13 protein-coding genes and 2 riboswitches are annotated in these 11434 nt (G+C 66.7%); of the genes, 2 read left to right on the forward strand and 11 right to left on the reverse strand.

The window, feature by feature from the left end; all coding sequences use genetic code 11:
- Nucleotides 1-4 precede the first annotated feature (4 nt).
- Nucleotides 5-907 (forward strand): DMT family transporter, encoded by a 903-nt coding sequence (locus IEW49_RS07915; protein WP_229658131.1) that lies wholly within the window; start codon nt 5-7, stop codon nt 905-907.
- 59 nt (nt 908-966) lie between these two features.
- Nucleotides 967-1098 (forward strand): entericidin A/B family lipoprotein, encoded by a 132-nt coding sequence (locus IEW49_RS07920; RefSeq protein WP_188642158.1) that lies wholly within the window; start codon nt 967-969, stop codon nt 1096-1098.
- A gap of 51 nt (nt 1099-1149) precedes the next feature.
- Here IEW49_RS07920 and IEW49_RS07925 read toward each other — a convergent pair whose 3' ends face one another.
- From IEW49_RS07925 to IEW49_RS07975, 11 genes are all read right to left on the reverse strand, one after another.
- A complete protein-coding gene (locus IEW49_RS07925) occupies nt 1150-1749 on the reverse strand; it encodes a DUF938 domain-containing protein (RefSeq protein ID WP_188642159.1) in 600 nt (199 codons plus the stop codon).
- Between the two features lie 5 nt (nt 1750-1754).
- Nucleotides 1755-2225: a methyltransferase family protein gene (locus IEW49_RS07930; protein WP_188642160.1), complete on the reverse strand. Its 471-nt coding sequence runs from the start codon at nt 2223-2225 to the stop codon at nt 1755-1757.
- Complete coding sequence (locus tag IEW49_RS07935; RefSeq protein ID WP_188642161.1) at nt 2212-2679, reverse strand: ABA4-like family protein; 468 nt, start codon at nt 2677-2679, stop codon at nt 2212-2214. Before IEW49_RS07935 ends, IEW49_RS07930 begins: the two co-directional genes overlap by 14 nt.
- Before the next feature lie 3 nt (nt 2680-2682).
- Nucleotides 2683-4284, reverse strand: coding sequence for an aminomethyl-transferring glycine dehydrogenase subunit GcvPB (gene gcvPB / locus IEW49_RS07940; protein WP_188642162.1), 1602 nt, complete (start codon nt 4282-4284; stop codon nt 2683-2685).
- Nucleotides 4281-5651, reverse strand: coding sequence for an aminomethyl-transferring glycine dehydrogenase subunit GcvPA (gene gcvPA / locus IEW49_RS07945; RefSeq protein ID WP_188642163.1), 1371 nt, complete (start codon nt 5649-5651; stop codon nt 4281-4283). Before gcvPA ends, gcvPB begins: the two co-directional genes overlap by 4 nt.
- Nucleotides 5652-5787: 136 nt before the next feature.
- Nucleotides 5788-6159 carry a glycine cleavage system protein GcvH gene (gene gcvH, locus IEW49_RS07950; protein WP_188642164.1) on the reverse strand — a complete coding sequence of 124 codons (372 nt, stop codon included), beginning with the start codon at nt 6157-6159 and terminating at the stop codon, nt 5788-5790.
- A gap of 12 nt (nt 6160-6171) precedes the next feature.
- Nucleotides 6172-7296 carry a glycine cleavage system aminomethyltransferase GcvT gene (gene gcvT, locus IEW49_RS07955; protein ID WP_188642165.1) on the reverse strand — a complete coding sequence of 375 codons (1125 nt, stop codon included), beginning with the start codon at nt 7294-7296 and terminating at the stop codon, nt 6172-6174.
- Nucleotides 7297-7330: 34 nt separating this feature from the next.
- A riboswitch (glycine riboswitch) is annotated at nt 7331-7428 on the reverse strand.
- Nucleotides 7429-7532: riboswitch (glycine riboswitch) on the reverse strand.
- Nucleotides 7533-7581: 49 nt separating this feature from the next.
- A complete protein-coding gene (locus IEW49_RS07960; RefSeq protein WP_188642166.1) occupies nt 7582-8271 on the reverse strand; it encodes an NAD(P)H-binding protein in 690 nt (229 codons plus the stop codon).
- Complete coding sequence (locus IEW49_RS07965; RefSeq protein ID WP_229658132.1) at nt 8264-9424, reverse strand: deoxyguanosinetriphosphate triphosphohydrolase; 1161 nt, start codon at nt 9422-9424, stop codon at nt 8264-8266. The genes IEW49_RS07960 and IEW49_RS07965 overlap by 8 nt, the downstream gene beginning before the upstream one ends.
- Nucleotides 9425-9431: 7 nt before the next feature.
- On the reverse strand, nt 9432-10124 hold the full coding sequence (locus IEW49_RS07970) for an aspartate/glutamate racemase family protein (protein ID WP_188642168.1): 693 nt from the start codon (nt 10122-10124) through the stop codon (nt 9432-9434).
- Between the two features lie 92 nt (nt 10125-10216).
- Nucleotides 10217-11323, reverse strand: coding sequence for a S8 family serine peptidase (locus IEW49_RS07975; protein ID WP_188642169.1), 1107 nt, complete (start codon nt 11321-11323; stop codon nt 10217-10219).
- Nucleotides 11324-11434 lie beyond the last annotated feature (111 nt).

Here is an 11434-nt window from a genome sequence, read left to right on the forward strand (position 1 = left end):
CGACGTGGATTCCACCGTCGCCGCCCCTCGCCCGCTCATGGCGGTCATTCTCCGCATCTGCGCCGCGCTGGTGCTCGCGACGATGTCGGCGCTGGTCAAGCTGGCCGGCGAAGCGGGCGTCCACCTCACCGAAATCGTGTTCTGGCGACAGGCGATCACGTTGCCGATCGTGTTCGGCTGGACGCTGATCGTCGCCGACCTCGCGAGCCTGAAGCCCAACCGCTTCTCCGCCCATTTCGTGCGCGCGCTATTCGGGATCACCGGGATGGCACTGGTCTACGGTGCGGTCACGCTGCTGCCGCTGGCCGAGGCGACGACACTCAATTTCACCGCACCGATCTTCGCGGTGATCCTCGCAATGGTGCTCCTCAAGGAGGAAATCGGCCGCTATCGCTGGACGGCCGTCGCGATCGGTTTCGCCGGCATCCTGATCGTGACCCAGCCCGGCAATGCGACGATCGATCCATTCGGGGTCGCCATCGGGCTCGGCGGCGCGTTCATGATCGCGCTGGTCTCGATCCAGATCCAGGATTTGAACCGCACCGAGACCGCGCAGGGCATCGTGTTCTGGTTCTGCATGCTGACCCTGCCGCTGCTGGCGCTGTTCCTGCCCTTCTTCGGTAGCGCGCACGACGCGAGTGGGTGGCTCCTGCTCGGCGGCGTCGGCCTGACCGGCGCGGCGGGGCAATTGCTGCTGACCACGAGCCTGCGGTTCGGCTCGGCTGCGACGGTGATCGTGATGGATTATACCGCGCTGGTCTGGGCGACGACCTATGGCTGGCTGTTCTGGGATCGCCTGCCGGGGCCCGCATTGTGGCTGGGCGCGCCGCTGATCATCGCGGCGGGCACGATCATCGTCCTGCGTGAACGCCACCTCGCTCGGCGCAAGACCGTCGGCGGAACCTAAATCGGCGCTTTCCGTTTGACTCGCATCGCGACCCGCTCGCTCCAAAGGAAGGAAATACCATGATCCGCAAGCTCCTTATCGCCACGGGCGCCATTGCACTCACGTTGGGCGCCACCGCCTGCAACACCGTCAAGGGGTTGGGACAGGACATCGAATCGGTCGGCGAAGCCGGTGAAGACGCGATCGATTGATCGCCACGCTTCGATAACAGTCGAGAAGGCCGGCCATTGCGCCGGCCTTTTTCATGCGCGCTTGCGATAGACCAGCAGCAGGTTGTTCGCGGGCATTTCGACGCGCCGCGACAGATCGAAGCCCGAGCGATCCGCCAGCCTGTCGAGATCCTCGCGCGGGCGCAGGCCCCAGCGCGGATCGCGGCTGCGCAGGCTGCGGTCGAATTCGACGTTCGACATAGCTGTCTCGGTCCGCCCCTCGAAGAACGGTCCGTAGACGATCAGCGGCGCTTCGACGGCGAGCACCCTCGCCGCGCCCTCGAACAGTCCGACCGTGGCGGGCCAAGGGCTGATATGGACCATGTTGATGCAGAGCAAAGCGGAGGCGCTTTCGACCGGCCATTGTCCCAGCGCTGCATCGAGCCCGAGCGGACCGCGAAGGTTGTCGCGCGCTTCTTCTGCGAAGCGCGCGAGCATTGCCAGCCGCGCTTGCTCGTCGCGATCGGTCGGCTGCCATTCGAGCGCGGGGAATCGCTCGGCGAAATAGGTTGCGTGCTCACCGCTTCCGCTGGCGATTTCGAGCACCAGGCCGGTGTCGGGGAGTTCGTCGGCGAGGATGTCGGCAATCGGTTCGCGATTGCGGAGGGCGGCGGGAGAACTGGGCGGCACCATGCGGCTCAGATCCAGCGCCGCACGCGCTTGCGATATGCCGCGTAATCCTCGCCGAAGACATGCGCGAGATGGCGTTCCTCGCGCGTGATCACGAAACGGTCGACCAGCAGCACCGCCACGACCGTGCCGATCATCGCGCCGAAGCTCCCGAACACCAGCGCGACGCCGAAGGAGGCGAATGCCATGCCCAGATACATCGGGTTGCGCGTGATCCGGTAGAACCCCTTGGTCACCAGCGCGTTGTCGCGCTTCCACGGTTCGGGGTTCGTCCCGGCCGAAAAGAACCAGCCGAGTGCCGCGCCGATCAGCACGCTGCCGAGCCCTACCAGCACCCAGCCGAGCGTTTGGGGCCATGCTCCCACGAGCACCGGCCATTCGAGCGTGCGGCCCGCCCACAGCCCGAGCAACAGGCAGCCGAAGTAAATCAGCGGCGGAGGGAAGCGGACCTGCGGGCTGTCGTCGTCAACCAGCGGCATCGTCGGTCTCCATACCGGGCCTGGTCGCGCGGTAGAACAGGTAGATCGCGAGGCCGAGTGGGCCCGCCATGAGGGTCGCGAGCAGTATCCCCGCCTGCGACCAGCGCGGGATGGCGCGCGCATCGGCGTCACCCGCGATCCACCAGCCGACCATCAGGTCGAAGGCGAGGTAATGCGTCCAGCCGACCACGACCCCACCGCGCGACTGGAACAGTTGCATGATCCCGTCGACCGAATAGTTCGCCAACAGCTCGGACATGCCGCCCGCGGTGCCCTCGGGGTCGAACGAGCCCGACGACAGGCCGAGCAGCAACACCGCATAGGTCGCGCAGAGCAGTGCGATCGGCACCGTCAGCACGAAGCGCCGCAAGGCTTCGGTGCGCGGCGCAAGGATCAGGACGCCCCATCCCGCCACAGCGACCAGGTTGGTCGCCGAGAAGAGCGCGTCCCACATGCCCTAGCGGTCCCCGACTTCGCTGGGAGTGGGGATGCGCGGCACGCCCGGCTCGCCCTGCCATGCCAGCACCGGCTTGCGCGCGGCCTGCGTCTCGTCGAGGCGGCGGCGCGGCGCGTAATACGGCGCGCCGTGGAGCGCCTCGTCGCCGTCCTTGGCGCGCTGCGCGACGTGACGGATGCTCTCGATCAACCGGTCGAGGCCGTCCTTGCTCTCGGTCTCGGTCGGCTCGACCAGCATCGCACCGTGCACCACCAGCGGGAAATAGACCGTCATCGGGTGGAAGCCCTCGTCGATCAGACCCTTGGCGATGTCGAGCGTCGAGAACCCTTCGGCGAGCCCGTCATCGCTGAACAGCGCCTCGTGCATGCACGGGCCGCTGGCGCCGTAGGGCGCGTCGAGCGTGTCCTCGAGCCGGCGCAGCACGTAGTTCGCGTTGAGCACGCAATCCTCGGCCACCTGGCGCAATCCGTCCGCGCCGTGGCTGAGGATATAAGTCAGCGCGCGGGTGAACATGCCCATCTGGCCGTGGAACGCCGCCATCCGGCCGAAGCTCTTGGCGTGGTCGAATTCCTTGAGGCTCTCTTCCTCGACCAGGTGAACCGTGCCGTCCTCCATCCGCGCAGTAAACGGCAGCGGGCCGTAGGGGGACAGCGCCTCGGACAACACAACCGGCCCGGAGCCCGGTCCGCCGCCGCCATGCGGGGTCGAGAAGGTCTTGTGCAAATTGATGTGCATCGCGTCGACGCCGAGGTCGCCCGGGCGGACCTTGCCCACGATCGCGTTGAAGTTCGCGCCGTCGCAATAGACGTAACCGCCGGCGGCATGCACCGCGTCGGAGATCGCCTTCATGTCGCGCTCGAACAGCCCGCAAGTGTTCGGATTGGTGATCATCACGCCCGCGACGTCGGGACCGAGCCGTTCCTTCAACTTGGCGAGGTCGACGCGCCCCTCCTTGGTCGCGGGGATTGCCTCGACCTTGTAGCCGGCGAAGGCCGCAGTCGCAGGATTGGTCCCATGCGCGCTTTCGGGGACGAGGATCACCTCGCGTGCATCGCCCTGCGCCTCGAGCGCGGCCCGGATGCAGAGGATTCCGCACAATTCGCCGTGCGCACCGGCCTTGGGGCTCATCGCGACGCCGTGCATCCCGGTCAGCTCGATCAGCCAGTGCGCGAGCTCGTTCATCACTTCAAACGCGCCGCGCACGGTGTCGACCGGCTGGAGCGGGTGAACATCGGCGAAGCCGGGCATCCGCGCGACCTTCTCGTTGAGGCGCGGATTGTGCTTCATCGTGCACGAGCCGAGCGGGAAAGGACCGAGGTCGATCGCATAGTTCTGGCGGCTGAGGCGGGTGTAGTGGCGCACCGTTTCGGGCTCGCTGAGGCCGGGCAGCTGAGCCCTTTGCTTGCGCGCGAACCGGCCCAGCGCGGGATCGATCTCGCCCGGCTGCTCGTCGAAATCGACGCCGGTCGTGTCGCAGCCCGCGAGTTCGAAGATCAGCTTCTCCTCGAGCATCAGCGCGGCGTCGCCGCTGCTGGTCGGGGCGGCTTCTCCACTGCCATCGCCCATGGCGGGCTTCCAGCCGGATGCGTTGGGCGCGTTCATGCCGCTTCTCCTTCGAGTACCGCGCTCAGGGTGGTGGCGAATGTCTCGATGTCCTCGGGGGTGCAGGTTTCGGTAACCGCGACGACGAGGCCGTTCGCGAGCGCCTCCTCGTCGGGATAGAGGCGGCCCAGCGATACCCCGCCCAGCACGCCGCGTTCGGCCAGTTCGCGCACCACTTCGCGCGCATCGGACGGCAGCACGATGGTGAACTCGTTGAAGTAGACGTCGTTGAGCACGCGCACCCCCTTCACGTCGCCCAGCCGCTGCGCCGCGAGCCGCGCACGCGAGTGGTTGATGCGCGCCAGCGTCTCGAGCCCTGCCCCGCCCAGCAGCGTCATGTGAATGCTGAAGGCGAGCGCACAAAGACCTGAATTGGTGCAGATATTCGAAGTCGCCTTCTCGCGCCGGATATGCTGCTCGCGGGTCGAAAGCGTCAGCACGAAACCGCGCTTGCCGTCGGCGTCGACGGTCTCGCCACAAAGCCGCCCAGGCATCTGGCGGACGAATTTCTCGCGGCAGCCGAACAGGCCGAGATAGGGTCCGCCGAAGTTGAGGCCGACGCCAAGCGACTGGCCTTCGCCGACAACAATATCCGCGCCCAGCGCGCCGGGCGCTTCGATCAGACCGAGCGCGACCGGCTCGGTCACCACCGCGACCAGCAGCGCGCCCCTGTCGTGCGCGGCGTCGGCGATCTTTGCGAGGTCGGGAATGCGGCCGAGGATGTCGGGATACTGCACCACGACGCACGAGGTCCTGTCGTCGATCTGGGCGATGATCGCGTCCTCGTCACAATCGGCATCGAGATCGGGCGCGCCCGAGAACAACTCGTCCTTGGTGAACTTCGCCATGGTCTGCGCGGTCGAGACGTAATGCGGGTGAAGGCCATGTGCGAGCACGGCGCGCGATTTGCGCGTGATCCGCCCGGCCATCACGATCGCTTCCCAGCAGGCGGTCGACCCGTCGTAGAGCGAGGCGTTGGCGATGTCGGTGCCGAACATCCGCGCGACCTGCGTCTGGAATTCGAACAATACCTGCAGCGTGCCCTGCGCGATCTCGGGCTGGTAGGGCGTGTAGGCGGTCAGGAACTCGCCGCGCTGGATAAGGTGGTCGACGCTCGCCGGGACATGGTGGCGGTAGGCTCCCGCGCCGAGGAAGAACGGCGCGTCGTTCGCGGCGAGGTTCTTCTTGCTCAATCGCCGCATGTGCTTTTCGACCGCCATCTCGCTGGCCTGCTTGGGCAGGCCCTCGATATCGCCCTTAAGCCGCGCTTCGGCGGGCACGTCGACGAACAGGTCGTCGATTTCCCTCGCGCCGATCGCTTCGAGCATCTCGCGGCGGTTGTCGTCGGTCAGTGGCAGGTAACGCATTTTCTTCCCCAGTCTGCCCTCCCGCCTTCGGGAGGGGAGCGAGACGCGAGCCGCGAAACGGTTTCAGTCGCAGCGGGGTGGGACTTGCGGCCCATGCCCACCCCCTGCCCCTCCCGCCAGCGGGAGGGGAATTTCGTCACAGATTGTCGACGAAGCTCGAATACTTGTCCTCGTCCATGAGGCCCGACAACTCGTCGGCGTTGGAGAGGCGGATCTTGAAGAACCAGCCGTCGCCCTCGGCGTCGTTGTTGACCAGTTCGGGTTCGCCGTCGAGGTCGCCATTGACCTCGACCACCTCGCCCGAGACCGGCGCATAGACATCGCTGGCGGCCTTCACCGAATCGACCACGCACGGAGCGTCGCCCTTTTTCAGCGTATCGCCCTTCTCCGGCAATTCGACGAAGGTGATGTCGCCCAGCTGGCTCTGCGCATAGTCGGTGATACCGACGGTGCCGACATCGCCGTCAACGTCGATCCACTCATGATCCTCGGTAAAGTAACGGGGCATTTGACTGTCTCCTCAGCGGAAATAGCGGTTGGGTACGAAAGGCATTGGGACGACCGTGGCGGCAAGCCGCTTGCCGCGCACGTCGACCTCGAGTTCGGTGCCGGTCCCGGCGCGGTCGGCGGCGACATAGCCCATCGCGATCGGATGGCCGAGGCTGGGCGCGAACCCGCCGCTGGTGACGGTGCCGACCTGCGTGTCGCCGGCCATGATCGCATCGCCCTCGCGCGCGGCGCGGCGGCCGTCGAGCGCGAGCCCGACGCGCTTGGCTTCGGTCCCGTTTTCGAGCAGTTTCAGGATGCGATCGGCGCCGTGGAAGCCCCCTTCGGCGCGGCGACGCTTGCTGATCGCGAAGGTCAGCCCGGCGCTCACCGGTTCGCTGTCGGTGGTGAGGTCGTGGCCGTAAAGCGGGAGCCCGGCTTCGAGGCGCAGGCTGTCGCGCGCGCCGAGCCCGATCGGCTTGACCTCGTCCATCGCGACCAGCGCTTCGGCCAGCGCCCATGCCTTGTCTGCGGGGACAGATATCTCGAACCCGTCTTCGCCGGTATAGCCCGAGCGGCTGATCCACAGCGGCGTGCCGTTCCAGTCGGCGAGGCCGGCCTGCATGAATTTCAGATCGTCGATCATCGGGGCGATCCGCGCCAGCGCGACCGCCGCCTCGGGCCCCTGCAACGCGAGCAGCGCCTGATCCTCGTGATGGGTGAGCGTGATCTCGTCGGGTAGGTGTTCGCGCAGGAAACCGATATCGTCCCACTTGCACGCGCCGTTGACGACCAGCGCGTAGTGATCGCCGGCGTTGGTGACCATCAGGTCGTCGAGCACGCCGCCGTCCTCGTCGAGCAGCATCGAATAGCGCATCCGGCCCGGCTTCAGGATCGCGAAGTCGCCCGGCATGATCGCTTCGAGCGCCTCGACCGCGCCTTCGCCGCTGACGCTGAGCTGGCCCATATGCGAGACGTCGAACAGGCCGGCATGCTCGCGCGTCCAGAGGTGTTCGGCGATGATTCCCTCATACTGGATCGGCATGTGATAGCCGGCGAATTCGACCATCCGTGCGTCCCGTTCGCGATGCCAGGCATCGAGTGGCAGGCTCTGGGTCTCGATCACGTCTTCGGGGGAATTGTCGGCTTCGGCGGTCACGCAAGGCTCCTTCGCGGGTGCACCCGCACTTTCCAGAGCCCCCTCTGTCGTTTGACCTGAGAGATTACGCGGGAAATCCCGCGCTTACCCCTTCGGTGGCCACCCGTGAGCGGCGCTTTCCAGAGTTCGCATGCGCCCCGCGCGGTCCCTTGCGCCTGAGAGATTCCGGGGCGGTTGCTCCTTCGGCGTCTCTCGGTCCGGAATCCGAATCGAGAGCACTCTCCCGCGCGGTTCAGCGATGCGCGATCACTGGCCGTGACCGCGATGGCTGTCAATCGCGAGGAACTACGATTTCCGGCGAAAGCGCAGGGCCTGACGGCGGATTGCGTCATTGTCGTGGACCTGCCGCCCGCGCGCGGTCTCGCCGGCCAGTTGCAGCATGGCCTCGGCTACCATGCGCGCGGGGATCGAGCGGTACTGGCGATACTTGCCGTGGAGCAGCAGGTCGGTGAGTGGGCTGGCGAGGATTCCGAGCCGTTCCATTGTCCGCCGGTCGCCGCCGCGCGCGCCCCTGAGCAGCCCGGGACGCAGGATGTCGAGCCGCTCGAACCCGATTTCGCCCAGCGCCTTCTCGACCTCGCCCTTCACCCGGAGGTAGAAATTCTTCGCATGCCGGTCCGCCCCGGTGGAGGAGACGACGATGGCGCGCGTCGCCCCGGCGGCGCGCGCGGCGCGGGCGCTGTCGAGCACCAGCCGCTCGTCGACCGCGCGGAACGCCTCTTCAGATTTGCCCGCCTGCCGCCAGGTCGTGCCGAGCGCGCAGGCGAAGACCTGCGGCGCGGTCGCGGCGATCGCGCTCGGCCAGTCGGCGGGATCGGCGAGCACCGCCTCCATCCGCGCACCGCGCGGAAAGGCGACCTCGCGCCGGATCACCGCGCTGAACCGATAGTCGCAGCGGCCGACGGCGGCGGCGATCATTTCCGATCCGACGAGGCCGGTCGCACCGACCAGAGTCAGCCGCACGGGATCAGACATTCTGCAATCCTTCGGGCGAAATGCCGGTGATTCGGCGATAGGCGTCGATGGCATAACGATCGGTCATCCCGGCGATGAAATCGGCGATGTGGCGCGCGCGTGCGGCGGCCTCCGCGGGCACGTCGCGCCAGCCCTCGGCCATCAGCGAGGGGTCGGCGGCATAAGCTTCGTATAGCACCTCGATCACGCCCTTCGCGGTGCGCGCCGCCGCCTGCTGCTCGGGGTGGTAGTAGACGGTCTCGTACATGAAGGATTTGAGCGCGCGTTCCTGCGCCGCGACCTCGTCCGAAAACCCGACAAGCTGGCGACCGGCGGCGCGCACGTCGGCGACGCAGTCGATCCCCGCGCAGCGCCTGCGGGTTTCCTCGAGCACGTCGTTGACCATCCAGCCGATCTGGCTGCGGACGAGCTCTCGCTGGCGCAATTCGACCGAGGCATGCGGGAAGCGCCGCTCGATCGCCCGCCAGCGATCGGCGACGAAATCGAGCGCGAGCAGCTGGTCCATTTCTAGGAAGCCCGCGCGCAACCCGTCGTCGATGTCGTGGTTGTCGTAGGCGATATCGTCCGAGATCGCCGCAATCTGTGCCTCGAGCGAGGGCCAGTCGCCGAGCGCGAGCGGATAGGCCTCGTCGAGCGCGGCGAGCGCCGGATCGGGATCGGCCACCGGCCCGTTATGCTTGGCCAGCCCCTCGAGCGACTCCCAGGTCAGGTTGAGGCCCGGATGCTCGATATAGGGGCTTTCGAGCCGCATCAGCGTGCGCAGTGTCTGCGCGTTGTGATCCCATCCGCCGCGGGTGAACAGCGCATCGTCCAAGGCCTTCTCGCCGGCATGGCCGAACGGGGGATGGCCGATATCGTGCGCCAGGCTCTGCGCCTCGGTCAGATCCTCGTCGAGCCCGAGCGTGCGTGCGATCGTGCGCGCGACCTGCGCAACCTCGAGGCTGTGGGTCAGCCGCACGCGGTAGTGATCGCCGTCGGGCGCGACGAAGACCTGCGTCTTGTGCCGCAGCCGCCGGAACGCGATCGAATGCACGATCCGGTCGCGGTCGCGCTGGAACACGCTGCGGGGGCCGCGCTGGAGGTTCTCGTCGGCAAGGAATTCGCGCCCGCGAGTGGCTGCCGGGTCGCTCGCGAGATGGGACAGGTGTTTCACCGCAGCCTCAGCCGCCCAGGATCCACTCCGCCCCGGCCTCGCAATGGATCGCCGTGCTGTCGTAGATCGGCATGATGTTGGCATCGACGTCGACAATCATCTCGAGCTCGGTCGAGCCGAGGATGATCGCCTCCGCCCCGCGCCGCTCGAGATTGGTGATGATCGTCTTCATGTCGCGCATCGAATCCTTGGTCGCCTTGCCGAGCATGAGCTCGGTATCGATGATCTCGTCGATCTCGGCGACGACCTCTTCCTCTGGCTCGATCAGCTGGAGGCCATGCTCGGTCAGGCGATCGCGATAGAAATTGCCGGTCATCACGTGGCGCGCGCCGAGCAGCGCGGCGACCCCGGAATCGTCGGCATTGACGCGATCGGCGATCTCGTCGGCGACGTGGATCACGGGAATGTCGACCGCGGCCTGGATGTCGTCGTAGACCCGGTGCACCGAATTGGCGGCGATCAGGATCGCGGTCGCGCCCGCCTGTTCGAGACGCTTCGCGGATGGGGCGACGAAATCGGCCAATTCCTGCCAGCTGGTTTCGCGCACGAAACGACGCGGCTGCGCGAAATCGAGGCTTTCGATCAGCAGCGGCGCGCTGTGTTCGGTGCCGCGAGCCTTCTGGATCCGGCGATTGAGCTGCTCATAGTACATGCGGGTCGAGATCCAGCTCATCCCGCCGATCAATCCGAGTTTGCGCAATCTTTCCTCCAGCGATTTTGCGCTGCCCTAGACAGGAAAGGGGCGGCGCGTCCAGCGACGCGCCGCCCCTAATCCTCATTCACGTGATGCGATCAGCGCACGCCAATCGTATCGGGGTTGCCGTCCGGGTCCCCCGAGACGGTGCCGTCAGCGCGAATTCCGCCGAGCAGCAGGATGCCGGCAGCGTGCGGAGACGCCATCGACGTGCCCGAAAGCGTGGCGTAACCGCCGTCCTTGTAGGTCGACAGGATCGCCGAACCCGGTTCCGCGAAGTCGACCGGCGGGTTGCCGTAGTTCGAGAAGCTCGACCAGTTGTCGCCCTGGGCGAAGGACGAGATCGTGTAGACGTTCGGACCGTTGGCCGAGGCCGGCGACTTGGTCGCCGCATCGGTGCTCTCGTTGCCGGCCGCGAGCACGAACTTGACCCCGGTCGCCGCCGCAGCTTCGACCGCCGCATTGAGCTCTGCGCTGTAACCGCCGCCGAGGCTCATATTGGCAACGTCGCCATTCGAGCCGTTGGCCGCGACGTAGTCGATCCCCGCGATGACGCCCGAATAGGAGCCCGAACCGCGGCGATCGAGTACCTTGACCGCGACGACGGTGGTGCCCGGAGCGACGCCGACGACGCCGATGCCGTTGTCGATCGCGGCGACCGTACCCGCAACGTGCGTGCCGTGGCCGTTGAGGTCGTCCGCGCTCTTGTCGCGCGTGTAATTGACCGAGCGCGACACATCGACATTGAGGTCGGGGTGGTCGAGATCGATCCCGCTATCGATGATCCAGGCGGTGGCCGAGCTGGTCCCGCCCGGTCCCCCGACGCGGGCGATGCCCCACGGCGTGGTCTGGGCCGGATCGCTCCCGCCACCACCGCCGCCGGGCTTGCCCCTGCCCTGCAGGACGATCTTGGCGACCTGGTCCTGTTCGCAATTCTTGATCTTGCCCATCGCCTGGAGGCGCGCCGCGCCCTGGGCGGAAATGTTCACGGCGAACCCACGGATCGAGTGTTCGTAAACGAACTTGACCTGCCCGCCCTGGGCGTTGGCCGAGCGCACCGCTTCGGCGCGCACCTGCCCCTTGTTCACCTGCGCCTTGTCGAACGAACAGATATAGCTGTTGGGGATCGCCTGTGCGGCGGCCGGGGTTGCGGCGCACAGGGCACCGGTTGCGGCCGCGAGGCCGAGTAAAATCTTGGTATTCATGTAGACCCTCCAATTGCCCCCGCAGAACGCAGGGTTTCAGTCCCGTCGATCGAAATCAACACCGGCCAATCTCACAATTTGATTGCGCCGAGTCCACCTCGAATTTGCCGT

Source organism: Pseudoblastomonas marina (assembly GCF_014641655.1).
Taxonomy (GTDB): Bacteria; Pseudomonadota; Alphaproteobacteria; order Sphingomonadales; family Sphingomonadaceae; genus Alteriqipengyuania_A; species Alteriqipengyuania_A marina.